The organism is Campylobacter concisus, from assembly GCF_003048875.2.
Lineage (GTDB): Bacteria > Campylobacterota > Campylobacteria > Campylobacterales > Campylobacteraceae > Campylobacter_A > Campylobacter_A concisus_AU.
Genome location: NZ_CP049264.1, coordinates 1,090,287 through 1,113,863, shown reverse-complemented (window position 1 = coordinate 1,113,863; position 23,577 = coordinate 1,090,287). Strand labels below are relative to the sequence as shown.

Below are 23,577 nucleotides of genomic sequence, written 5' to 3'. Positions count from 1 at the left end.
GTGGTTTGAAGCCCTTTACATAGTTTTTACAACCTTGATTTCTGTGCCAGCCCTTCGTGTAAAAGCTTGTTTAGTCTCTTATAGCAGAGATGGCTCTAGCTTTTTTATATCCAAGTATTTGCTAAGAAGCGGTGCAGTTTTAAATTTTATGTGGAGAAATTTATTAAATTTGGTTACTTCAACCCAAAAACTTTTATGTTAAAGGTTGTGTGGATCTTGTCGTTTTCGCCCTTCATGATGATAGGAAATTCGGCTTTTATGATGCTGTCATAGCTACTAAGCGCATCTAAAAAGTCATAAAATTTTTGCGGGGTTTTAAGCGAACTAGTGACATTTAGGCGGTATCTAAAGAACTTTTCAGTTGCGTTATTTTCACCTTCTTCTATCTTGCTAAGGCTCACTTCGCTAAAAAATTGCGATGCGAAATTTATAAACTTATCCTTATCAAAAGCTGTATCATAAGCCAAGATGATAGCGCCATCTTTTTGTCTTGTCGCCTCAAGTGCTTTAAATTTAGCTTCAAATTCATTTTTTACCTTCGTGTATGATGAGGTTTGCGAGTAGTTTTGTCTTGAGAGGCTTTTAAATTCTTTTATATTTGGAACGATAAAGCCAAATATCATAATGAAGCAAACTATGATAAAAGCAAATATAAAAAGTAAAAGCTTTACTGGGTCGATTTTTTCTAAGCTCGTATCTTTTTTACTCATTATATCCCTCAGAATTATCAATCTTATTTGTGCTTATAAAGCCGTACCAGCCGTTTTTGCTCTGATAAAAGCTAGTGTTTGACGTGGTGAAAATCGACCTTAGTGGCGACGCTAAAAGCTGGTTAAAGACATCCTTTGTGGGCGTTATGCCGCGGATGATGAGTGAGTTTTTATCCATAAAGACCTCTTCAAGCGTGATGCTATCAGGCACAAGGTCAAAAAGGTTGTGCAAGCTTTGCTTTAGGATAGAATTTGACGTAAAGATGTCGTTTGCTGAGTCTATCTGCACAGCAAGCTTGGCTGAAATTTCATCCGTAGTGACTATCTTTTGGCTAAGCTCTTTTTGCTCATTTGCTAGAAATTCTATATTTTTCTTGGTTGAGTAGTTTTTATAAACGATGAAGAAATTTGCCACTAAAAGCACCACAAAGACAAAGCCGATGAGGCTTAGCCAGAGCTTACTAAAGATAGATAGAAGCGGTCTTGGTTCTGGAGTGATGAAGCTAAATTTCATAGTGTTATCTCTTCTTGCATGATCTCATTCATGATGTGATTTGTATTGATCGGATAGCTTGATGTCTCCACAAATAGCTCAGACTGCAGGTATTGTAAAAAGGTTGCGCTTGTTTTTGTGTTTTCAAAAACGATGATCTGCTCGATAAAATCGCCGCCGTAGATTGGATTTTCATAAAATTCTTTCATAGCTTTTGCGATGTAGTCAAACATCTTCATATCGCGTCCAAAGATCGCCACTGACTTCTCGACATTGGTCGAAGCTGGCATGTTTAGCTCGTAGTTTAGATCTTCAAATTCTTTTGGTTTATCATCGCTTAAGAAATCATCCAAACTCTTAAAATCATCAAGCGCCGTTGCGCCATCTTCTTCTTTGACGATGAGATTGTCGATGTCTGTTATATCCTCTTCTTTTAGGCTTTCGATCTCTTCGTTGCCCTCTTCAGCGTCGTTCATATTTAAAAACGTCGAGAGCTTCATCTGCTTGTCTTTAAATATCGCAAGTGCAAAAGAGTGTGAGTGGATGTAGAGATATAGCGTGGTTTTAGGTGAAATTCCACGCTTTAAAAGCTCGTGAAAGAGCAGGGCGATAGGCGAATAAATAAGATCGACGCTGCCTTGCCCAAAGAGGTTTTTATATCTTCTTATGGCGTTTAAATTTGCATATATGCTCCAGCTATCTTGCATCACAAGGCTGGTTAAATTTTGCGTGTTGATGTTAAATTTCTTGTACTCGTCAAAGTTAGCAGTAGGCAGCGCACCTTGCGAGTCGTCGTTAAAAAAGAGCGAAACATAGACGCCAAAATAGGCCTTTTCTTGCTCCTCTATGTATTTTAAAACTTTTTCATCGACACTATCGATGCTTATGTCTGTAAATTTAGCATTTATGGTTTTTATAAGCTTGCCATTTCTAAAGACCTGACCGTAAAAAACGCACTCATTGCCCTCGATCACGGCGCTTAAGAAAAGGTTAGAAAAAAGCTTTTTGATGCTAAAAGACATAACTCTCCTAAATTTAGTGCATTATTTTTGGTATGTTAGCTAAAAAGGGATTAAATAAGTTTAAAACAGCTCGTTTTTTAGTTTTGCAAACGCCTCTTTCATCTTCAGAGCTTCACTTTTTAGCTCCTCATCAAGCAGTGCAGAATTTCTTAAGCTTTCAAAATCTTCTATCATCACATCACACATCATTTTGATGCGCTCATTATCAGCCTTACTGACGCCATTTTGGCTCATTTTTTTGATGCGATCAAGATACTCTTTGCCGTTTTTTATGTATGAGCTAAATTTCATAGCTGCCTTGCTTTGATTAAGCGTGGTGGCGGCCATCTTGTTGTATGCGTCAAGATCAAGAGCTTTTTGGCTTAAATTTATAGCCTTTTCATACTCTTTGCTCTGGTAGTAAAATTTCGCTTCAAGAGCGAGCTTGTAGGAGTTGTCGCTGTAAAAAAAGAGCCCAAACAAAGCTACTATAAAAATGGCTATAAAGATAGAAATTTTATTTTTCATAAATTTCGTCCAAAATTTCTCTTATCTCATCGCTTATTTGCGGATTTTTATGCGCATATTTTTTCCACCAAATTTTTAAATTTGACCTAAAGTCCTCTTTATTTTGCTTTGCACTCTTGCCGCCGTCATTTTGCGAGGCTTGCCAAAGCTCGTTTTGTATCTTCTCTTTTGCCTCTTTTTGCTCTAAATTTGCCACGCTAAAAGGGGCTGAGAGGCTAAAATTTATAGTTGAAAATGGCTTTGGAAGTATCATCTTATCCCAGCTTTTAAATTCCCAAAACGAGTTTGCTTCGAAATTTAGAGCATAAATTTCGCAAGATGACTTTTGCGCGATCACCGCAGCTCCGTCTGCTACGCTGTGTCTTGGTCCGCGTGGGCCATCTGGTGTGATGATGACGTCGTGGCCTTGCTTTATCTCTCTTAGGGCTTCTATGAGCGCCCTTGCACCGCCTTTTGAGCTGCTACCTCTAATGGTGTCGATGCCAAAAAATTTGATTATTCTGGTGATTAGCTCGCCATCTTTGTGGTCGCTTATTATTACCTTGCCTTGTTTTCTGTTTTGGCTGCTCCACCAGCGTCTATAAGCAAAGCTCATAAAGCTAAGCCTGCCGTGCCAAAAGACGACGACGCAGCCATTTTGTGGCAAGAAATTTGGAGTGTAGCTCTTTTTGCAGGTTAGAAAAATGAGCCACATCAAAATGTAGATGAAAAAGACGCCAACATTTAGGGCGACCTTTTCAAGAGTGTTTTTAAATTTGCAGCTCGCCATACAAAACCATTCGTTTTGGGTTTGTGATCTTTACTTTTTGCGTAGTGCCAAGAAGCTCTTCGCTACCATCAACTTGAACTAAAAAGTTGTTAAAACTTCGCCCAGCAACGCCGCCATTTGCCCTTAGCTCTTCAAAATATACATCAAAAATTTTACCTTTTTGCGCCACCACGATCTCGTCTAAAATTTCGCTGTGGCGATTTTGCAGGCGCGTTAGCCTTTCTGAAGCGGTTTTATCATCTATTTGATTTGTAAAAGTAGCTGCTTTTGTAAGCGGACGAGGTGAATACTTAAAGCTAAAAATTTGCTCAAATCTAACTTGCTCAAGCACGTCCATCGTATCTTCAAACTCACTATCGCTCTCGCCTGGAAATGCGACGATGATGTCAGTTGAGATGCTCACATCTGGGCACATCTTTCTAAGTCTTAGCGCGCGGTCTAAAAACCACTCTTTTGTGTATCCGCGCTTCATCTCGCGCAAAACTTTGGTGTTTCCGCTTTGAAGTGGCATGTGCATCGACTTGCAAATTTTTGGGTTATTTGTGAAAATTTCAAGAAATTTATCATCCATGTGAAGTGGGTGTGGGCTTGTAAATCTTATCCTCTCAACGCCATCTATCTCGCTTATCTTTACTAAAAGGTCGCTAAAATCGATATTTTCTTGTACGCCTGAAAATCTTTTGCCGTAGTTATTGACATTTTGCCCTAGTAAAAATATCTCTTTTGCGCCGCTTTTTGCCGCCTTTTCTACCTCTTTTAGGATGAGGCTTGAGGGGATAGAAATTTCATCGCCTCTAGTATGTGGGACGATGCAGTAGGTGCATTTTTTATCGCAGCCAATCGAGATATTGATATGGCTTTTATATGGCGAGCCTCTAAATTCGCCAAATGCGTATTCGCTCTCGTCGTGGTTGATGTCGGTTGAGATAAATTTAGGCGTATTTACCGCCTTTGTGATCTTGCTAACATTTCTTGCGCCAAGGACAAAATCAACATAAGGTGCGCGCTTGAAAATTTCACTACCCAAATGGCTTGCAGTGCAGCCGCAAACGCCTATTTTAGCACCTCTTTTTTTGGCTTTTTCAAAGGCTCCAACCTCGCTAAAGAGCTTATGAACTGGCTTTTCACGAACCGAGCAGGTATTTATAAGGATTAAATCAGCTTCTTCGATGTTTTGTGTTAAGGAGTAGTCTTCTTTTTGTGAGAGCTCGGCTATGATATGCTCGCTGTCACGAACATTCATAGCACAACCTAGAGTTTGGATAAAGAGTTTTTTACTCATTAAAGTATATGCACTTCATACATATAATCGCTATCATCAAGCCCGTATTTCACGGTTCTGTGATAAACGCTTAGCCCTTTTTCTTCAAAGTGCTCGACTAAGGCGATTAGTTGTTTGTGCGTGTTTTCTTTATCAAAATAGAAAATTTTCTGACCCTCTTTTTCGACAGCTGCCTCTATCTTTTCTAGTGAAATCGTTTTTGGTTTTGCGTCTAATTCGGCTCTTGCAAGTTTTAGCTCCATTTTTAATCCTTTCAAAATCTTAAATTTTAATCGGTCAATATACCCAAATCATCATAAAAAAAGGATTAAATAAAAGTTAATAACAAGCTTAAAGTTATTAAAAGTATGGCTTATGTATAATTTCAAAACTTCACGAAAAATCCCCGAAATTTATCGTCACAATGGAGAAAAAATGGAAAGAATATCAGATATTATAGAGTCAATTGCAAATGAGAAAAATTTAGAGATAGAAGATGTAAAAGAGCGCGTTATAAGAGCTTTGATAAACACTGCAAAAAGAGTTTATGGCGAAAATTATGAATATGACGTGAGCATCGATGCAAATAAAAATTTAAAGCTTTATCAAAAAATTTCAATCGTAGCAAACGATGATGAGAGACTTGCTGAAGACAACGAGCACTTTTTAAGCTTAAAAGAGGCTAAAAAGATAGATAGTGGCGTAGAGATCGGTGATGAGCTCACTTACGAACTAAGCCTTGATAACCTTGGAAGAACCGCAGCCCAAACGCTTCATAAGGAGCTTGAGTATCACATCCAGCGCCTAGTCGAAGAGAAAATTTTACAAAAATATAATGAAATGAGCGGTCACATGGTCTTTGGGCCAGTTGTCAGAGTCGATAACGACGAAAACACTTTTATCGAGATAGATGAGCTTCGTGCCATCTTACCACGTAAAAACCGCATAAAAGGCGAGAAATTTAAAGTAGGCGACGTGGTAAAAGCGGTCATTAGAAAAGTTTTTACAGATAAAAATCTAGGCATAAAGGTCGAGCTTTCAAGGACTTCGCCTAAATTTCTTGAAGCGCTGCTAACTTCAGAGGTGCCTGAGATAAAAGATGGCGGCATTATCATCCAAGGAAGTGCGAGGATCCCTGGCGAAAGGGCAAAAGTAGCGCTCATCTCAACTACTCCAAATATCGATCCAGTCGGCGCAACCGTTGGCACAAAGGGCGTTAGGATAAATGCCGTAAGCAAAGAGCTTCATGGCGAGAGCATCGATGCGATCGAATACACCACCGAGCCAGCGATCTTGGTAGCTCGCGCTATGGCACCTGCTATCATCACATCTGTAAAGATCGAAGAAAACAAGGCGATCGTGACACTTGCGAGCGAGCAAAAGAGTAAGGCGATCGGCAAAAATGGCATAAATATCCGCCTTGCAAGCATGCTAACTGGCTATGAGATCGAGCTAAATGAGCTTGGCTCAAAAACTAGCAGCAGCGATAGTGACGGCGGAATGGTCAAGGATCTAAAAGCACTCTTTGGTGATAACTAATGAAATTTCAAATAAGAAAAGCGACTGAGGGCGATATAGACGTGATCTGTGAGCTTGTAAGAGAGCTTGCGAGCTATGAAAATATGAGCGATCAAGTCACTTTTACAAATGAAATTTTCGCAGACTCTATCTTTAATAAAAATCACGCAAAAGCCCTTATCTGCGAGAGTGAGGGCAGGGTGATAGGATATGCTATCTATTTTTACACGTTTTCTACATTTTTAGGGCTTGGCGGAATGTATCTTGAGGACATCTACGTCAAAAAAGAGTTTAGAAATCAAGGTATCGGCAAGGCATTTTTTAAATTTCTAGCTCAAATTTGCAAGGATGAAAATTTAAAAAGGCTTGAGTGGTGCTGCCTAAACTGGAATGAGCCAAGCATCAAATTTTATGAAAGTATGGGTGCTAAAAATCAATCTCTTGAGTGGAGAACCTACCGCTTAGACGGCGAAAATTTAGAAAAGCTGGTAAATTTATAGCTTATTTTAAAAGTAGGGCAGTTAGTTAAAAGCTCAAATTTGCTTTGAAATTTGAGCTTGCGAATTATTAAAATTTATATGTATATCCCATATAAAGACCGACATTTGTCTCTTTTGTGTCAACAAAATCAAATTTACTAATCTTGCCGTAGTCAGTTCTATCAGCTTTTAGACCAAACTCAACCGCATTGTTTTCGTTGATAGAGTATTCGGCACCAACTTTTGCACCAAGTATCCAGCCGTTTGTGCTAGCACTTTCCATCGGATTTTCAGCATCGCCACCCCTTAGCTTAAGTTTTGAAAAACCAGTGTAGCCACCAAGAACTAGTTTAAGATCTTTTGCCACACTTGGAGTATAGTCAGCTCCAACTATAAATTTATGAGTTTTCCACTCAGCTACGCTTTTATCTTCGTCATTTGCTGTTTTCTTAACTTTAAAATCATATATGTAAGCTCCATAAACTCTAGCTACGTCAAAGTCATAACCAGCTTTTAGACCAAGACCTGGTTGTGCTTTTTTAAATTTGATCTTTGAGCCGTCATCGCCTTTTACAGTAAGCTTTGATCCAAAAGAGTAGTCTCCTTCAACTCCCACAAACGCTCCTTGCGCTAAAGCAGCGGCACTAGCTAGGCTTAAACCTAAAGCAACTTTTAAAACTACATTTTTCATTTTTACTCCTTATTTAAAAAATGTTACGTGGCTACTTTAAATTTTCTTATATTAAATAAAGTTTAAATATTCAATGAAATTAATAAAAAACATAAAATAATTCAATTGTTTTCTTATCAGAATAAAATTTATAAAATCACTCGAAAAAAGGAGTGTAAAGTGGCTAAGATGACAAAACGTGATATGGCTTATCATTTGGACGTTGATGTCGCAACGCTTTACAACTGGCGAAAACACAAGCCTAACCTTTATCGTATCGTGATGCTTGGATTTAAATTTGATGAGCTTATCGAGCAGAGCAAAAAGACTTGCAACGAGCTTTGTGAATATGAAAATTTAATCAATCAAGACATAGAAAAATTTAGTAAGTGATTTATAAAATTAAAGTGAGATAATGTAAGGTTTTAAAGGTGGCGAACCACCTTTTTTTATTTTATCGGAGTTAATTCTGTATCTTTATGGCTTAGTTTTATTTCCTCGCCTTTTATACATCTTGGGTTTAGCGTTTCTAATGTTGCTAAGAATTCTGTCGCATTTTCGTCACCTATCTCGCCATATTTTTGCTCACCATAATAATAAGGCGTCCCTTGTGCTATGCTATTTTTTATAACCTCATAACTATCAGATTCCTTTTCATTAAATTTATCTAGATTAACCTTTGTGTCTTTATCTACTATCAGATAACCTTTTCCATCTTCTTTTAGCTCGTATTTATTTGTCATGATATCGTATTTGGTCGTATAACTTACCCTTTTATAGACTTTCACTTCACCTTTAAAGTGCTTGATACTTCCCATGTCAGCTTTGCAAATTTCAGCCAAAGTAGTTGGCTCACCACATCCAGTTAGAGCAAGAGCAAGTGTTGCTGTAATGCCTGAAAGAACGACTTTTGTTTTCATATTTTTCCTTTTTGTAGAAGTTAGAAATTCGGATTTTACAAAAAAAAAAAAAATAAAACTGAAAATTTTAAATTAGTATAATTATGAAAGATTTGTTGATAAATTTGATGCAAAAAAAATTTGAGCTCAAAGCAAGCGCTTCAAGCTCAGTTAAATTTACTCGTTTAAGATAGAGAGAAGCTCTTTATTATCTTTTGTTTTTAGCATTTTTGCATATAAGAATTTAAGCGCTTCGACGTCGTCCATTGTCGCTATCGCAGAGCGAATAGCCCAAATTTTTTGAAGCTCATCAGGCTTTTGAAGTAGCTCTTCTTTTCTGGTGCCTGATTTTAGCACGTTGATAGCTGGGTAAATTCTGCGGTCTGAGATGTTACGGTCAAGCACGATCTCGCTGTTTCCAGTGCCTTTAAACTCTTCAAATATCACTTCATCCATGCGTGAGCCAGTGTCGATAAGTGCTGTTGCGATGATGGTTAGAGAGCCGCCGTGCTCGATGTTTCTAGCTGCGCCAAAGAAGCGTTTTGGCTTGTGAAGTGCGTTTGCGTCCACACCGCCTGTTAGCACCTTGCCACTTGGCGGGGTCACTGTGTTGTAGGCGCGTGCTAGACGGGTTATACTATCAAGCAAGATGATGACATCTTTGCCCATCTCAACTAGACGTTTTGCCTTTTCGATGACTAGCTCCGCTACGCGGACGTGATTAAGCGCTGGCAGGTCAAATGTCGAGCTAAATACCTCGCCTTTTACGCAGCGCTGCATATCGGTAACTTCTTCTGGTCTCTCATCTACTAGAAGCACCATGAGCTGGGCTTCTGGGTGGTTTTTAGCGATGCCGTGAGCTAGCTCTTTCATAAGCTCAGTTTTACCACTTCTTGGAGGTGCGACGATGAGACCACGCTGACCTTTGCCAATAGGCGTGAAAAGGTCGAGCACACGGCCTGTTAGCTTCATCGGATCATACTCTAAATTTAGCTTTTCAGTTGGGAAAAGTGGGGTTAGGTTATCAAAGAGTGGCCTCTCTTTTGCGTCTGCTAGAGGCATGTAGTTTACCGCTTCGATCTTTAAAAGGGCGTAGTATTTTTCTTGATCTTTTGGCTCTCTTACTTGGCCAGTGATGATGTCGCCCACACGAAGTGCAAATTTGCGGATTTGAGAGTTTGAAACATAAGCGTCGTTTGAGCTGTCGCTTAAATTTGCATCAACAGCCCTTAAAAAGCCGTAGCCCTCGTTTGTGATCTCCAAAATCCCAGTAAATAGTATAAAGCCGCCTTGTTTTGTCTGGGTTTTTAGTATCTCAAATATCAAATCCTGCCTGCGAAATTCGCGTGGATTTTCGACGCCAACGCCATTTGCGATCTGCACTAGCTCATCTAAGCTAAGCGTTCTTAGCTCTTCGATCTTGTGTCCATCTACTGGTACGTGGGTTCTTGATGCTTGATGTTTTTTTGTAGTTTTTGTGTTTTGAGCAGCACTTTGCTCGGTTTGGTTGTTGTTTTCCATTTTTCCTCTTTAAATGCGGGGATAAGATTGCAGAATTCTGGGCTTCAAAAGTTTTTTGAAAGTTTTGGCATTTTATAAAAATAAAACTTTGTTGTCAAGAAATGCCACAACCAAAGTCGCTAAAATAGGCAAATTTGCAGGCAAAATGACCTGCAAATTTAAATCAGTGTTCGCTTTTTAGTCCGGCGCCGCACATCGAGATGATGCTTTTGCCCTCTATCTTGTGTGATTTTACGTAGTTTTCGTATGCCGCGTAGATCGCTGCTGTGGTGTGCTCGACGTAAAAACCGCGGCTTGCTAGGAAATTTCTAGCTGGTTCAATATCCTCTTCTTTTATCGTGATCACTTCGCGCTCGCCAGCATATCGGCTAGCTAATATCTCAGCGCCACGAGCAGGTTTTGCGATCGCTATGCCCTCAGCCAAAGTTGGCTCTGGCTTGATCTCACGTGGCTCGCCTGTTGCCCATAAAAATGGCGCGCACTTTTCACTTTGAACGATGAAAATTTTAGGTAGTTTTTTGATCACTCCAGCCTCAAATAGCTCATTTAGCGCTATCTCGCAGCCAAGTAGCAAGGTGCCGTTGCCAACTGGCAAAAAGAGATTTTCAGGGACAAAGCCAAGCTGCTCGTAAATTTCATATATATATGTTTTAGTGCCTTGATAAAAAAGCGGGTTAAATACGTGGTTTGCGTAAAATATACCCTCATCTTTTGCCCTTTTTCTGCAAGCATCTGCCGTCTCGTCGCGCGTGCCGTCAAAGACAACCGCCTTTGCGCCGTAGTACTCAAGCATCTTTATCTTTTTCTCGCTCGTGCCTTTTGGGACGTAAATTTCACACTCTATGCCAGCTCTAGCAGCGTATGCGGCGACCGAGTTTCCAGCGTTTCCGCTGCTATCTTGCAAGATCTTTTTGATGCCATGAGTTTTACAAAACCAAATAAGCATCACTGCGCCTCTATCCTTGAAAGAGAGCGTTGGCATCGCATAGTCCATTTTAAGGTAGAGCGAGTCATCAAATTTCACGCTTTTTGTTAGCCCTTCGCCAAGGCTGATATCGCGCCAAAGCTCATTTTTGATAGGGAAAAACTCGCGGTATCTAAAGAGGCTAAACTCGCGCTGGTCGATCAAATTTAGATCAAATTTGGCCGGTTTAAACTCCAGATCATATAGCCCACCGCACTCGCACGCAAAAATAGGCGTCTCAAAATCTGCGCTCTTGTCGCACTTTGAGCAGATAAATTTAGGCATTTTTGCTCCTTTTAAATTTTTCTATCAAGTATCGCTGTAGCTTCGATCTCTAGCAGGCAGCCAAAGTGAAGTTTGTTTGTCGGCACTACGACGCGAGCTGGCTTGTGATCACCAAAAAATAGCGCGTACTCGTCATCTATCTCGTCCCAAAAGTCGATATCTGGCGTATAGATGCGGCACATCAATATGTCGTTTCTTGTCGCATTTGCCAGCTTTAGCACGTTATCAAGGTTTTTTAAAGCCTGCCTTGTTTGAGCTTTTAGCCCCTCTGGGATCTGCCTAGTCTCTGGGTCCATACTAAGCTGACCTGAGATGTAGAGGATGCCGTTGTGCTCGGTAGCCAAAGAGTAGTGAGCCTTTTTCTTTTTTGAAATTTCGGTCTCGTAAATTTTCATATTTTCTCCTTAAAAATTTAAAGGATTATAGATAAAAAATTATTATTTTTGCTTAAATTTCACAAATTTTCATAAAAAATTATATTTTTCTTATCGAAAATTTAAAAATATTTTGGCTAAACTTAAACAAAAACAAAAGGCGCCTTATGCATCCTATATTAAAGGCATTTATCCCAACGGCAAATCTCATACAAAAAAGCTCGCCATTTGCCTGCGAAGTCGTCCTACACGATCTCTCGCACCCGCAGCGCTCAGTCGTTTATGTAGCTGGCGACGTTACTGGCAGAAAGGTCGGACAAAGCTTTGACCACCTTGTAATGGAGGTCTTAAACAGTAAAAATTTCAAAGACGACTACGTGGCAAACTACTTTTTTACCAAGGATGAAAAGCTGGTGAAGTCTTCAACTGCATTTATCAGAGACGAGCACGGCGAGATCATCGGGGCGATATGCGTAAATGTCGATGCTAGCGTGGCAAAGAGCCTTTTTGAAATGGCTGGAAATTTCTTAAAAACGAGTGAAAATGAGCCAAATAGCGAGCAAAACGACGACGTGATGCAGATAGTTTTAAATTTGATCGACAAGATCATCGCCAAAAACGAGGGCAAAAAGCTCAAAAAGGAGCAAAAGCTAGAGCTCGTGGGCTTTATGAACGAAAAGGGCATTTTTAACATAAAGGGCGCTATCGAGGTCGTAGCAGCCAAGCTAAACGTCTCAAAGATCACGATATATGGCTATTTAGACCAGCTTAAAAAGAAGCGCCCGTGAAGTGTAGGTGCGCTCACTGCAAGCAAAGCTTTGATGAAAGCGCGATGATAGAAGCTAGAGGCGGGCTTAAGTTTTGTTGCGTTGGCTGCAAAGGCGTATATGAAATTTTAAATGAAAGTGGCTTTGGCGAGTTTTATGAACGACTTGGCAAAAACACGCTAAATCCTGCAAGTAGCGGCGTAAATGTCAAAAATTTAGCGGCAAATTTTAGCGAGCTAGTGACAAAAGAGGGCGAGTTTTCTAAAATTTCGCTTCTCATTGACGGCATAACCTGCTCGGCGTGCATCTGGCTGCTTGAAAAGGCGCTTTTTAGCCTGCCTGGTATCTTAGAGGTAAATATCAACTCGCTTAGTCAAAAGGCGGTCATCGTTTACGATGAGCAAGAGCTTTTGGTGGAGCAAATAATTGAGAAAATTTACGCCGTTGGCTACACTCCAAAGGCCTACGCAGCGAGCCAAAAAGAGGATGAACTAGTCAAAAAAAGGCGAAATTTCTACGCAAAAGCGCTTGTTGGCGTCTTCGCCACGATGAATATCATGTGGCTGGCGATCGCGCAGTATGGCGGCTACTTTAGCGGTATCAGAAGCGACGTGAAGGATCTGCTAAGTTTCGCGCAGTTTGTACTGGCAACGCCTGTGCTTTTCTATACTGGTAGCGAGTTTTTTAAGGGGGCAAAAATCGCCATTAAAAATGCCTCGCCAAATATGGACCTGCTCGTTATTACTGGGGCTAGCATAACATATATCTACTCGATTTTTGCGATGCTTACGAGAAGCGGCGAGAGTTATTTTGACTCGGTTGCGATGATCATAACCTTTGTTTTTATCGGTAAATTTTTAGAAATTTTAGGCAAGAAAAAGGCGCTTGAGACCTCAAATTTCTTAAGTGATATGCTGCTTGCAAAAGTGTGCGTTTTAGAAGATGGCAAGGACATTTTAAAAGAGCCAAAGGATGTAAATTTAGGCGAAAAGATCGTGCTTAGATCAGGCGAGAGAGCGCTGCTTGATGGGGTGGTGCTTAGTGGCGAGGCGAGCGTGGATAGCTCAAGCTTAACAGGTGAGAGTTTGCCACTTTTACTAAGCTCTGGGGGCGAGGTAAAAAGTGGCGTTGTCTGTCTAAACGGGCAGATCGTCTATGAGGCAAGGCAAATTTTTAAAAACTCATACCTTAATAAGCTTATAAATTTACTTCAGAACGCAGAGCTAAAAAAGCCAAATATCGAGCTAGCAGTCAATAAAATCGCCTCGAAATTCTCTCTTGGCGTGCTTGTTCTAGCGTTTTTTACATTTTGGTTTTGGTACTTTAAATTTAGCTTTTCAGAAGCGGTGGTGACAGCCGTGAGCGTCATCGTGATCGCTTGCCCTTGTGCGCTTGCTCTTGCCACGCCAGTTAGCAGCGTTTGCGCCCTTGGGGTTGCCTTTAAAAACAAGGTGCTTTTTAAGGAGGCTAAATTTTTTGAAAGCCTTGCAAAGTGCGATGTGGCGGTATTTGACAAGACTGGGACGCTCACAAAGGCTAAATTTGAAGTGAGCGAGTTTTTTATAAAAGAGAGCGTGAGTATTGATAAAATTTACTCGCTTTGCCTCATCTCAAACCACCAAATAAGCGTGGCGGTGGCCGAGTTTTTAAAGCAAAAAGGCGCAAAAAAAGTTGAGCTTGAAAATGCAAATTTAAGCGTGGCAAAGGGAGTTAGCGCTGATATTTTGGGTGAGCGTTTTGTGGCTGGAAGTAGGCGCTTTTTGGCTGAAAATGGGGTGAAATTTGATGAGAGCGAAGAAAATGTGAGCTTTTTTGTGGGCAAGCAGGGCGAGCTGGTGGCTAAATTTTACCTAAAAGATAGCGTAAAGCCCGAGGCAAAGGCTTTGATAGATGAGCTAAAGAGTGCTGGTATGAAGGTGTGTATCCTAAGTGGCGACGTGCAAAATGTGGTAAAAAACGTGGCAGATGAGCTTGATGTGAGCGAGTTTAGGGCAGGGATGCTGCCTGATGAAAAGGCTAAATTTATAGCTGGGCTTAAGCAGCAGGACAAAAACGTGCTGATGGTAGGAGACGGCATAAACGACGCAGCCGCGCTTAGCCTTGCTCACGTGGCTATTTGTATGGGAAGTGGTGCCGCGGTGAGCTTAGAGAAAAGCGACGTGGTGCTACTTGATGATAGCCTGCAAAGCCTTTCAAAAGCGGTGAAAATTTCAAAATTCACCTATAAAACGATAAAGCAAAATTTACTCTTTTGCCTGCTTTATAACGCCCTTAGCCTGCCATTTGCTGTCTGTGGCTACGTCATGCCGCTCTTTGCCGCGCTTTTCATGTCGGCAAGCTCGCTAAGCGTCATACTAAACTCGCTTTTTATAGTTAGAAAATTTAAGGATAAATAGTGGATACAACGACTCTTGCGATGCTTGTTTTTATCTCGGTTTTGATGGGGGCAGCCCTGCTTTTTGGCGTGCTTTGGGGGATAAAAAATAGGCAGTTTGAAGACTACCGCAAATTTTTAGACGGAGCAAATTTAGATGGCGAAGACGCGCTAAATGAAGCCTACCAGCTCGAACTTCGCAAAAAAGAGGCGCTAAAAAAGAGGCTAGAAGCTAGCAAAAATGAGCATGAAAGCAAGGGCGAGCATGATGAGGCCGACAAAAAACTCTAAAATTTTCCAAGAGATGGGCCTTGCAAAAATGGGCGCTAAAAACCTAGCCAGATAGCCAAGTGCGAAGAAAAAGCAAAATGAGGCAAGGCTAGCTCCCACGCCAAATATCAAATTTTCATCTTTAAATTTAGTCGAAACCGAGCCTATTAGGATCATCGTGTCAAGATAGACGTGAGGGTTTAGCCAAGTAAATGCGAGCGTTAAAAGGATGTTTTTCTTTAAATTTGATTTCACATTTTCGCCGCTAGTATCCATGCTAAGGTCCTTAAAAAAGCATGTGTGAAAGCTCTTTAGTGCGTAAAAAAGCAAAAATAAAAAGCCACCATATAGGGCGATTTGCTTGATGATGGAAAAGTTTTGCACGAGGCTACCAAGCCCAAAAACCCCTGCAAAGATCAAGAGGGCGTCGCTAATGGCGCAAATAAGGCAGATGATAAAGATATTTTCTCTTTTGATGCCCTGTTTTAGGACAAATGCGTTTTGCGCGCCAATGGCTAAAATGAGCGATAAAGAGGTGAAAAATCCAGATATAAATGCTTGCAAATTTATCCTTTTCGCTAAAGTTTGGCTTAAATTTAGCGAAATTTAACTTTATCATAACCATAAATTTATGCCTTTTTTTATAAAATCAGCAAATTAAAATTGCAAAAAGGAAAGCAGTTGCAAGCACTAGCCCTAAAATATCGACCAAAAAATTTTGATGAGCTCATCGGACAAGAAGCCGTAAGCAAGAGCCTAACCCACGCACTTGACGAAAATAGAGTGAGCCATGCTTATTTGTTTTCAGGCCTTAGGGGAAGCGGCAAGACATCAAGCGCTAGGATATTTGCAAAGGCTTTGGTTTGCGAGAAAGGGCCAACTTCTAGGCCTTGCGAGGTTTGCGCGCAGTGCGTGATGGCAAACGAGTCGCGCCACATGGATATCATCGAGATGGACGCAGCTAGCCACAGAAAGATCGACGATATAAGAGAGCTCATCGAGCAGACAAAATACGCTCCTACGGCTGCTAGATATAAAATTTTCATCATCGACGAAGTGCATATGCTAACAAAAGAGGCGTTTAATGCCCTTCTTAAAACGCTAGAAGAGCCGCCAAGCTATGTTAAATTTATACTTGCTACCACCGACCCGCTCAAGCTACCAACGACGGTGCTTTCAAGAACGCAGCATTTTAGATTTAAGCAGATAAGCAGATATGAGATCGTAAAACATCTTGAATTTATCCTTAGCAAAGAGGGCGTGAGCTACGAGAGGGAGGCACTTGAGATACTAGCTAGAAGCGGCGGCGGTTCGCTAAGAGATACGCTAACGCTGCTTGATCAAGCTATCATTTATGGCGCTGGCAATATCACAAAATCAAGCGTGGCGGAGATGCTTGGACTTCTTGATCCAAGTAGGATCGAGCAGATCATCGAACACGTCGCGAATGCCGATAAAAACGCCATTAGAGTGCTTGTGACTGAGCTTGAAACCTATGAGCCAGAGATGATCATAGATGAAATTTTGGCAAATTTAAAGCAGAGATTTTTAGACAACGACCCAAAATTTTCACTTCTTATATATGAGAGATTTTTTAGGATTTTGGCGCAGGCAAAGTCGATGCTAAGCGTATCAAGCGACAACGGCTTTGTGCTCATGCTTATGCTTTTTATGATGATAGAAGCGCTAAATTTACAAGATATCGATGAAGCTATAAAGCTTGCTAAGAGCGAGCCTAGCGTGGCTGTGATCGAGCCAAAAGCTGGCGTGAGTGAGCAAATTTTAGCCGTAAAAGAGGCGCCAAAGACGCCATACGAGCAGTTTGTGGCAAAAATTTATGATAGAAGCTTTGAGCTTGGAGAAATTTTTAAAAATCACATAAGTTTTAGCTTTTTAAATGAAAATGAGCTTGGACTAATCGTCAATGCAACTGGCGATGAGCTGGCATTTTTCAAAAAAAGCTGGGGCGTAATGCATGAAATTTTACATACAATTTTTGGTAAAAAAATCAAGATCGTAAATGCTAAGACGCAAATTTCAGCCCCAAAGCCAGAGTCTCAAGCTAAGCTACAAGAGCCACAAGATAAATATAGCTACCTTGACGAGGAGATCGCTAAGATAAAGGCTAGGCAGCAAAACGAGCAAAAAGATGAGCCAGCAAGCGAGCCTGCTGCGCCTGAAACTAGGGTAAATACGCTATCTCAGCCGCAAAATGACTTTGCAAAAGAGCTGATGTCGTTAAGTCAGAGCAAAAGCCCAGAGGAGCTTAAAAAGCAAAGAGAAGAGGGTGTGATAAAAGAGGCAAATAGGCTCTTTGGACAGCCTGAAGTGCAAAATAGCTAGGGATTTGGCTTTTTTTGTAAATTTGCTTTATTAAACGCTTTAAATTTGACTTTTTGGCGTAAATTTCTTAATAAATTTATCTGCTGCTATCCTAACTAAATGAAATCTCAAATTTATATTGTAAATTTAAAAGAGCTATGGCTTGTTAAATTTAAACTTTTAATGAGACAGATAAATTTAAAATGCTGGTAAATTTGCCCCTTGTTTGCAAAATCAAATTTAGTTTAAAATTTATCTGCTGTGGCTATTTTTATGTATAAGCTTTAAATTTCTAAATTTGCATGAGTTGGGCTTATTAAATTTAAAATTTATTCTTATTCGTAAAGCCAAATTTAGCTCAAAATTTAACTATATAGATTTTATATTTTTAAAAAATTTATCTGTTATGGTTAAAAAATCTAAGCGATAGAGCTTATTGGATTTAGCTCTAAATTTAATAATCGCAGGATTTTATATTTTAAATTTGATTAAAGAAGTCTCCAAGCCCAAAATGAGCTTGGAGATGCGTTTTAGCAAGAGAAGCAGGTTTTAAACTCATAAGCAGTTGGGCGTGCTTCGTAAGGCCAAACCTGAGTTTCAAATTTCATGTGCTGATAAGTGTCGATGAAAAGATCGCTCATTATCGGTTTTAGGTATTCGTTATCGCGGATAAGCGCCTCAAGGCTGCCACGAAGCGTGTGTGGGAGCTGCTCGATGCCGCGCTCTCTGATCTCATCGAGGTGGAGTTTAAATAAATTTTCATCCATCGGACCAACTGGCTCGTATTTGTGTTTTACGCCATCAAGGCCCGCCATTAGCATCGCTGAAAAGGCTAGATAAGGGTTTGCTGTGCTATCTGGAAATCTCATCTCAGCTCTAACTGACTTCTCGCCAGCGCCGTAGGGTATGCGGATGCTCGCTGAGCGGTTTTGGCTCGAATAGGTTAGGATAGATGGCGCTTCAAAGCCTGGGATTAGGCGTTTGTAGCTGTTTGTGCTTGGGTTTGTGAAGGCTGCAACGCTTCTTGCGTGTTTTAAAACGCCGCCGATGTAGTGTCTTGCAAAGTCACTTAAATTTGCGTAGTTGCCCTCTTTGTAGAATAAATTTTTGCCATCTTTCCAGACTGATTGATGCACGTGCATGCCGCTGCCGTTGTCGCCATAAAGCGGTTTTGGCATAAATGTAACTGTCTTGCCGTTTAGGTGAGCGACCATTCGAACGACGTATTTGTAAATTTGAACGTTGTCAGCAGCCTCGACTAGGTTGCCAAATTTCACGCCGATCTCGCCTTGACCTTGTGCGACTTCGTGGTGTCCTAAAAATACTTCAAGGCCAACTTGCTCTAAAACTTGCATCATTTCAGCTCTTAGATCGACCATGCTGTCGATTGGCTGAGTCATCAAGTAGCCGCCTTTTCTTCGTGGGCGGTGACCTGTGTTGTAGCTATCTTTGAAGTCCGCAGCGTCGTTCCACTCGCCTTCTTCGCTATCTACTTGATACATCGCGCAGTTTGGGCTGTCGATGATTTTGACGTTGTCAAATACAAAAAATTCATTCTCAGGGCCAAAATATGCCTCGTCGCCAAGTCCGCTATCTTTTACATATTGCATCGCTCTTTTTGCGATCGAGCGAGGGCATTTTTCATAAATTTGACCTTTATAAATGTCGTAGATATCGCAAAAAACAACGACTGTGATGTCAGAGGTAAATGGGTCCAAAAACGCAGATGTCGCTTCTGGCTTCATTATCATATCGCTTTTGTCGATAGGCTGCCAGCCGTTCATCGAGCTAGCGTCCATTGGGATGCCGTTTGTGAAATTCTCTTTTGTAACAGCTTTTATGTTATAGCTTATGCTGTGCCAAGCGCCGTTTAGATCAGTAAATCTAAAATCTACAAATTTAACTTCATTTTCTTTGCAAAAATCAAAAAAATGATCGATGTTTTGGACAAATTTTCCCATTTTTTATCTCCTTCTGGTTTTTAATTTTCGTATTGTATCACAAAATTTTATATTTAAGATTATTTTTATATTTTATTTGACCCCAAACTAAAATTTTACTAATTCTCTATCTCTGTTTTTAAATATCGCACACTTTGAATACCCCAAATTTCTAGCTATCTGCTCGCAAATTTCGCCGTTTTTACCGATATCTTCTTTAGCATGAGCGTCTGAGCCAAAGGTGATGGTGATGTCATTTTCAGCGATTAGCTCAAGTAAATTTACGCTTGGATATTGCTCGCCGATAGGTTTTCTAAAGCCAGCTGCGTTTATCTCAACTACTAAATTTGCCTCTTTTATCGCTTTTATAGCGTTTTTAGCTAGGATCCTGACATCTTTTTTGGGTAAAAATTTAAATAGCTTTAAAAGATCGATGTGTCCCATGATGTCAAATTTACCAAGCCTAGCTGATCTTTCTATGTGGTCAAAATACTCCTGCCAAATTTGATCCAAGTCTTTGCCTTCGTAGCCACCGATAAATTCAGGGTTGTCAAACGCCCAGCCGTTAAAAAAATGCACAGAGCCTATTAGATAATCAACCTTTCTAGCAAAAACTCGCTCATCCATAAATCCATCTAAAAAGTCCATCTCGTAACCAAGTAAAATTTCTATCTCACCGCTAAATTCATCTCTTAAACGTAAAATTTCGTCTTCGTAGCTTTGCATCTCCTCAAATTTCATCCTATAAGCTTCATCGTAGTTCATCGGCGCGTGATCGCTAAAGCCAAAGTATTTTGTGCCAGCTTTTATGGCGCATCTCACAAAGTCTAGCGGTTCGCCAACTGCGTGGTTGCAAAGAGGTGTGTGGTTGTGAAGATCGACGGTCATTTTTAGCCTTTTAAAGTCGTTTATTTTTCAAAAATGCTACCTAAAATTTGATAAATTTAAAGATAAACGCATACTTTTTAAACTTTCTTTTTATTTAAATCCTATATAATCAAGGCAAATTTTATTAGGAGCTTTTATGACCCAAGAGGAACTTGACGCGCTTATGGCGGGCGGATTAGAGGATGATTTAGGTGATACTAAAGATGCCAGCCAAGAGGTCGCGGACGTCAAAGAGGAAACAGACGAGGTAGCAGAAGTTGCAGAGGCAATGAGTGCTAAAGCAGATGAGCCACAAGCAAATAGTTCAAAACATGGCGAAAACTACAGAGTGAGTGCAGACGGCGTTTGGCCACCGCCACCACCGACAGAAGACCATAAAATGGTGCATCAGCTTGACGATGTGACAAGAGATAGCGAAGAGAAAGCTACTCAGATGTTTGACAAGCTTGAGACGATAAATAACTTTTTTATGGACGCTGAGAGCGACTCAAATAGCCTAAAAGACGCGATAAACTCAAACGTTGAGCTATTTACAACGCTAAGTGAGAAATTTCCAAATATCGCTGCATTTAGCGAGGCTTTAGAGAAAAACAACTCGCTTCTTGGCACGATCGATAATATCATCGGAAATTTACAAATGGGACAAGATGAGATCATGATGGCTATGGATATGATGCAGTATCAAGACATCCACAGGCAAAAGATCGAGCGTGTTATCAACGTTATGAGGGCGCTTAGCAAATATATGAATACATTGTTTGAAGGTCGTATTGATGACGATAAGCGCGTGGGATCAGCTGTTCATATCGCTGGTGATACAACGACTGAAAATCTTGTCAGCAACGATGACATCGAAGCTTTGATAGAAAGTCTAGGTAAAAAATAGTGCTAAAAAGGCCTGAGCTTTTATCTCCAGCTGGAAATTTAACAAAACTTAAAATCGCTCTTGAGTACGGAGCCGACGCCGTTTATGGCTCGGTGGCTAGCTTTTCACTAAGGACTAGGTCGGCAAGGGAGTTTAACCTTGAAACATTCAAAGAGGCGATAAACTACACTCATGAAAAGGGAAAGAAATTTTATGCGACCATAAATGCCTTTCCTTTTAACTCTCAGATAGAGCCACTAAAAAGGCACCTGCAAACCATCTCAGCGATGAAGCCAGATGCCTTTATCATCGCAACTCCAGGCGTCATGAGCCTAGCAAAAGAGATCGCTCCAGATATCGAGATACACCTCTCAACTCAGGCAAATGTTATGAACGTTTTGGACGCTAAAATTTATCACGACATGGGTGCAAAACGCATCGTCGTGGCACGCGAGATGAATTTAAAAGATGTCATAAAGATAAAAGAGGAAATTCCAACCCTTGATATCGAAATTTTCGTCCATGGCTCGATGTGTTTTGCCTACTCTGGCAGGTGCCTAGTAAGCTCAGTGCAAAGCGGACGTATGTCAAACCGCGGTAGCTGCGCAAACGACTGCAGATTTAAATATGAACTCTACGCCAAAAACGAAGAGAGCGGCGTGCTTTTCCGCTTAGAAGAGGACGAAAACGGCACTCACATCATGAACTCAAAGGATCTTTGCCTTATCTCACATATCAAAGAGATCGTTGATAGCGGTGTCATTGATAGCTTTAAGATAGAGGGCCGCACAAAGAGCGAGTACTACGCAGCTTGCACGGCAAGAGCCTATAAAATGGCGATAGATGATGCTATGGATGATAAATTTGACGCGCAAATTTATGAAAATGAGATAAATACGCTGAAAAATCGCGGTTTTACGGACGGCTACTTGGTTCATAGACCTTATGAGCGAACCGATACGCAAAATCACACGAGCAGCCTAGAAGAGGGCACTCATCAGGTAAATGCCATAAGCGAAGATGGCGAGTTTTTTAAATGTAAATATAAAATTTTCCCAGATAAGGGCTATGAGATCGTAGCTCCAACTGGCTCACACATAGATGATAGTGAAAATGAAATTTCAAAGGTCTATTCGCAAGATGGCAAGAAATTTATCAAATTTAAGCAGCTCATCACCAAAAAAGGCAAGGTCATGAGCGAAATTCACAGTGGCAATGAAAATGAGATAAACCTCGGCGTTAAGCTGCCAAAATTTAGTTTTTTAAGGGAGAAAATATGAAATTTGTTTCTATTATAATGGGAAGTAAAAGTGACTATGAGATCGTTAGCGAGGCAGCAAAGACTCTGGAGAAATTTGGCGTAAAATATGAATTGATAATCAGTTCAGCCCACAGAAGCCCAAAAAGAACTAGCGAATACGTCGCAAATACCGAGAAAAAGGGCGCAAAAGTCTTCATCGCAGCTGCTGGTATGGCGGCTCACCTAGCTGGAGCGATCGCTGCAAACACAACAAAACCAGTGATTGGCATACCAATGGCAGGATCGGCTCTTAGCGGCGTTGATGCACTTTACTCAACTGTGCAAATGCCAAGTGGCATGCCAGTGGCAACTCTAGCTATCGGCAAGGCTGGCGCAATAAATGCAGCCTATCTTGCGGTGCAAATTTTAGCCCTTGAAGATGAGGGGCTAGCAAGTGCGCTAAAGGCCGACAGAGAGGCAAAGATAAAGGCTTTAGAGGAAGACTCTTCAAAGGTTGAAGTGATACTATAAAAGGAGAAGCGGTGCAGACCTATCTTGGAGTTGATGAATTTTGCAAACTTGTGCATTTAGAGCGCGAAGTTATCGAGGATATGATAAATCGTGGCGTTTTGAAGACCAAAGAGGAAAATGGAGAAATTTTGATAGAAGCGAGCGAGGGAACGATGAGCGTGGTGCCTAGTGTTTCGCAAAATTTATCCTTGCAGCCGCAAAGCCAAGATGGTTTTAGCTTTGTCGAAAAGACGATCGGCACGATACTAAATTTACACGAAAAGGTGCTTGACGCAAAAGATGAGACGCTTGAGACCTTAAGAAATGAGAATAAATTTTTAAAAGAGGCGCTCATCTCGATGCAAGAGCTCTATGACGAAGATAGAAAAACGGTCGAAACACTTACAAAACAGCTTAAAATTTCACAAGATGAAGTTGAATTTTTAAAACGAAAATATAAGCTCATGTGGAACCAAGCGGTTGAAAATTTTAACGGACAAAAGTAGTTCATGAAAATTATAAATTTAGAGGAAAGCTTTGAAATTTACGGAGTAAAAACTCGCACTAAAAATGAAGATGAGATAGATGGCAAGGGTAAAATTCCAGCTTTATGGTCTAAATTTATGAGTGAATACTATGGTGGCAGGGGTGAAATTTATAGCGTTTACTGTAACTACGAAAGTGATCTTAATGGACATTACGATAACTTCATCGGCATAAGATCACACCAAAAAGGCAATGAAAATTTAAAGATACAAAGCGGGAAGTACGCTCTTTTTAGCTTTGCAAATGAGCCACAAAATGTTGCAAAATTTTGGGATGAAATTTGGAGATATTTTGAAAGTAGCGAGCTAAAAAGAACCTATAAAACAGACTTTGAAAAATACTTAAAAGATAAAATAGAAATTTATATATCAATAAAATAAAAG

The 23,577-nt window shown here is 40.5% G+C and carries 27 protein-coding genes; 12 read left to right on the top strand and 15 right to left on the bottom strand.

The window, feature by feature from the left end; genetic code table 11:
* Positions 1-173: 173 nt before the first annotated feature.
* The 7 genes from CVT07_RS05580 to CVT07_RS05550 are packed head-to-tail and all read right to left on the bottom strand — an operon-like array spanning position 174 to position 5,025.
* Positions 174-710, bottom strand: coding sequence for a hypothetical protein (locus tag CVT07_RS05580; RefSeq protein ID WP_107935890.1), 537 nt, complete (start codon positions 708-710; stop codon positions 174-176).
* Entirely contained in the window at positions 703-1,224 is a 522-nt protein-coding gene (locus CVT07_RS05575) for a membrane protein (protein ID WP_002941847.1), read from the bottom strand. The genes CVT07_RS05580 and CVT07_RS05575 overlap by 8 nt, the downstream gene beginning before the upstream one ends.
* Complete coding sequence (locus CVT07_RS05570; RefSeq protein ID WP_103650651.1) at positions 1,221-2,225, bottom strand: hypothetical protein; 1,005 nt, start codon at positions 2,223-2,225, stop codon at positions 1,221-1,223. Before CVT07_RS05570 ends, CVT07_RS05575 begins: the two co-directional genes overlap by 4 nt.
* Before the next feature lie 60 nt (positions 2,226-2,285).
* Complete coding sequence (locus CVT07_RS05565; RefSeq protein WP_103650652.1) at positions 2,286-2,732, bottom strand: hypothetical protein; 447 nt, start codon at positions 2,730-2,732, stop codon at positions 2,286-2,288.
* Positions 2,722-3,501 carry a lysophospholipid acyltransferase family protein gene (locus CVT07_RS05560; RefSeq protein ID WP_107935891.1) on the bottom strand — a complete coding sequence of 260 codons (780 nt, stop codon included), beginning with the start codon at positions 3,499-3,501 and terminating at the stop codon, positions 2,722-2,724. The genes CVT07_RS05565 and CVT07_RS05560 overlap by 11 nt, the downstream gene beginning before the upstream one ends.
* The gene (gene miaB, locus CVT07_RS05555) at positions 3,482-4,783 is read right to left on the bottom strand and encodes a tRNA (N6-isopentenyl adenosine(37)-C2)-methylthiotransferase MiaB (RefSeq protein WP_107935893.1); all 1,302 of its coding nucleotides are present in this window, start codon (positions 4,781-4,783) and stop codon (positions 3,482-3,484) included. Before miaB ends, CVT07_RS05560 begins: the two co-directional genes overlap by 20 nt.
* Positions 4,783-5,025: an HP0268 family nuclease gene (locus CVT07_RS05550; RefSeq protein ID WP_002941786.1), complete on the bottom strand. Its 243-nt coding sequence runs from the start codon at positions 5,023-5,025 to the stop codon at positions 4,783-4,785. The genes miaB and CVT07_RS05550 overlap by 1 nt, the downstream gene beginning before the upstream one ends.
* A gap of 172 nt (positions 5,026-5,197) precedes the next feature.
* On the opposite strand from CVT07_RS05550, the gene nusA reads away from it, so the two are divergent.
* Positions 5,198-6,301 carry a transcription termination factor NusA gene (gene nusA, locus CVT07_RS05545; RefSeq protein WP_103644187.1) on the top strand — a complete coding sequence of 368 codons (1,104 nt, stop codon included), beginning with the start codon at positions 5,198-5,200 and terminating at the stop codon, positions 6,299-6,301.
* Entirely contained in the window at positions 6,301-6,780 is a 480-nt protein-coding gene (locus CVT07_RS05540) for a GNAT family N-acetyltransferase (protein ID WP_103644186.1), read from the top strand. Before nusA ends, CVT07_RS05540 begins: the two co-directional genes overlap by 1 nt.
* Positions 6,781-6,847: 67 nt before the next feature.
* Here CVT07_RS05540 and CVT07_RS05535 read toward each other — a convergent pair whose 3' ends face one another.
* Entirely contained in the window at positions 6,848-7,450 is a 603-nt protein-coding gene (locus CVT07_RS05535) for an outer membrane beta-barrel protein (RefSeq protein WP_103644185.1), read from the bottom strand.
* A gap of 159 nt (positions 7,451-7,609) precedes the next feature.
* On the opposite strand from CVT07_RS05535, the gene CVT07_RS05530 reads away from it, so the two are divergent.
* Complete coding sequence (locus CVT07_RS05530) at positions 7,610-7,822, top strand: transcriptional regulator (RefSeq protein WP_002941953.1); 213 nt, start codon at positions 7,610-7,612, stop codon at positions 7,820-7,822.
* Positions 7,823-7,878: 56 nt separating this feature from the next.
* Here CVT07_RS05530 and CVT07_RS05525 read toward each other — a convergent pair whose 3' ends face one another.
* The 4 genes from CVT07_RS05525 to CVT07_RS05510 form a co-directional block, all read right to left on the bottom strand.
* Complete coding sequence (locus tag CVT07_RS05525) at positions 7,879-8,349, bottom strand: hypothetical protein (protein WP_107935895.1); 471 nt, start codon at positions 8,347-8,349, stop codon at positions 7,879-7,881.
* Positions 8,350-8,505: 156 nt separating this feature from the next.
* On the bottom strand, positions 8,506-9,849 hold the full coding sequence (gene rho, locus CVT07_RS05520; RefSeq protein ID WP_002941811.1) for a transcription termination factor Rho: 1,344 nt from the start codon (positions 9,847-9,849) through the stop codon (positions 8,506-8,508).
* 163 nt (positions 9,850-10,012) lie between these two features.
* Positions 10,013-11,098, bottom strand: coding sequence for a pyridoxal-phosphate dependent enzyme (locus CVT07_RS05515; RefSeq protein ID WP_107935897.1), 1,086 nt, complete (start codon positions 11,096-11,098; stop codon positions 10,013-10,015).
* Positions 11,099-11,109: 11 nt separating this feature from the next.
* Positions 11,110-11,493 (bottom strand): RidA family protein, encoded by a 384-nt coding sequence (locus CVT07_RS05510; protein ID WP_002941830.1) that lies wholly within the window; start codon positions 11,491-11,493, stop codon positions 11,110-11,112.
* A gap of 146 nt (positions 11,494-11,639) precedes the next feature.
* Here CVT07_RS05510 and CVT07_RS05505 point away from each other — a divergent pair, with 146 nt between their 5' ends.
* From CVT07_RS05505 to ccoS, 3 genes are read left to right on the top strand one after another with little or no spacing between them, the layout of a single operon-like run.
* A complete protein-coding gene (locus tag CVT07_RS05505; protein WP_107935899.1) occupies positions 11,640-12,260 on the top strand; it encodes a helix-turn-helix transcriptional regulator in 621 nt (206 codons plus the stop codon).
* On the top strand, positions 12,257-14,635 hold the full coding sequence (locus CVT07_RS05500; protein WP_107935901.1) for a heavy metal translocating P-type ATPase: 2,379 nt from the start codon (positions 12,257-12,259) through the stop codon (positions 14,633-14,635). The genes CVT07_RS05505 and CVT07_RS05500 overlap by 4 nt, the downstream gene beginning before the upstream one ends.
* Positions 14,635-14,904: a cbb3-type cytochrome oxidase assembly protein CcoS gene (ccoS, locus tag CVT07_RS05495; protein WP_103558499.1), complete on the top strand. Its 270-nt coding sequence runs from the start codon at positions 14,635-14,637 to the stop codon at positions 14,902-14,904. The genes CVT07_RS05500 and ccoS overlap by 1 nt, the downstream gene beginning before the upstream one ends.
* On the opposite strand, the gene CVT07_RS05490 is transcribed toward ccoS, so the two are convergent.
* Positions 14,839-15,447: a LysE/ArgO family amino acid transporter gene (locus CVT07_RS05490; RefSeq protein ID WP_196375708.1), complete on the bottom strand. Its 609-nt coding sequence runs from the start codon at positions 15,445-15,447 to the stop codon at positions 14,839-14,841. The genes ccoS and CVT07_RS05490 overlap by 66 nt on opposite strands.
* Before the next feature lie 117 nt (positions 15,448-15,564).
* Here CVT07_RS05490 and CVT07_RS05485 point away from each other — a divergent pair, with 117 nt between their 5' ends.
* Entirely contained in the window at positions 15,565-17,226 is a 1,662-nt protein-coding gene (locus tag CVT07_RS05485; protein WP_107935905.1) for a DNA polymerase III subunit gamma/tau, read from the top strand.
* 509 nt (positions 17,227-17,735) lie between these two features.
* Here CVT07_RS05485 and glnA read toward each other — a convergent pair.
* The gene (gene glnA / locus CVT07_RS05480) at positions 17,736-19,166 is read right to left on the bottom strand and encodes a type I glutamate--ammonia ligase (protein WP_103575036.1); all 1,431 of its coding nucleotides are present in this window, start codon (positions 19,164-19,166) and stop codon (positions 17,736-17,738) included.
* 87 nt (positions 19,167-19,253) lie between these two features.
* On the bottom strand, positions 19,254-20,033 hold the full coding sequence (locus tag CVT07_RS05475) for a histidinol-phosphatase (RefSeq protein ID WP_107935907.1): 780 nt from the start codon (positions 20,031-20,033) through the stop codon (positions 19,254-19,256).
* Positions 20,034-20,169: 136 nt separating this feature from the next.
* Here CVT07_RS05475 and CVT07_RS05470 point away from each other — a divergent pair, with 136 nt between their 5' ends.
* The 5 genes from CVT07_RS05470 to CVT07_RS05450 are packed head-to-tail and all read left to right on the top strand — an operon-like array spanning position 20,170 to position 23,574.
* A complete protein-coding gene (locus tag CVT07_RS05470; protein WP_002941799.1) occupies positions 20,170-20,919 on the top strand; it encodes a hypothetical protein in 750 nt (249 codons plus the stop codon).
* Positions 20,919-22,178 carry a peptidase U32 family protein gene (locus CVT07_RS05465; RefSeq protein ID WP_107935909.1) on the top strand — a complete coding sequence of 420 codons (1,260 nt, stop codon included), beginning with the start codon at positions 20,919-20,921 and terminating at the stop codon, positions 22,176-22,178. Before CVT07_RS05470 ends, CVT07_RS05465 begins: the two co-directional genes overlap by 1 nt.
* Positions 22,175-22,669, top strand: coding sequence for a 5-(carboxyamino)imidazole ribonucleotide mutase (purE, locus tag CVT07_RS05460; RefSeq protein WP_107935911.1), 495 nt, complete (start codon positions 22,175-22,177; stop codon positions 22,667-22,669). The genes CVT07_RS05465 and purE overlap by 4 nt, the downstream gene beginning before the upstream one ends.
* 11 nt (positions 22,670-22,680) lie before the next feature.
* Complete coding sequence (locus tag CVT07_RS05455; RefSeq protein ID WP_002942132.1) at positions 22,681-23,154, top strand: DUF3972 domain-containing protein; 474 nt, start codon at positions 22,681-22,683, stop codon at positions 23,152-23,154.
* A gap of 3 nt (positions 23,155-23,157) precedes the next feature.
* Positions 23,158-23,574: a GyrI-like domain-containing protein gene (locus CVT07_RS05450; protein WP_107935912.1), complete on the top strand. Its 417-nt coding sequence runs from the start codon at positions 23,158-23,160 to the stop codon at positions 23,572-23,574.
* Positions 23,575-23,577: the final 3 nt, after the last annotated feature.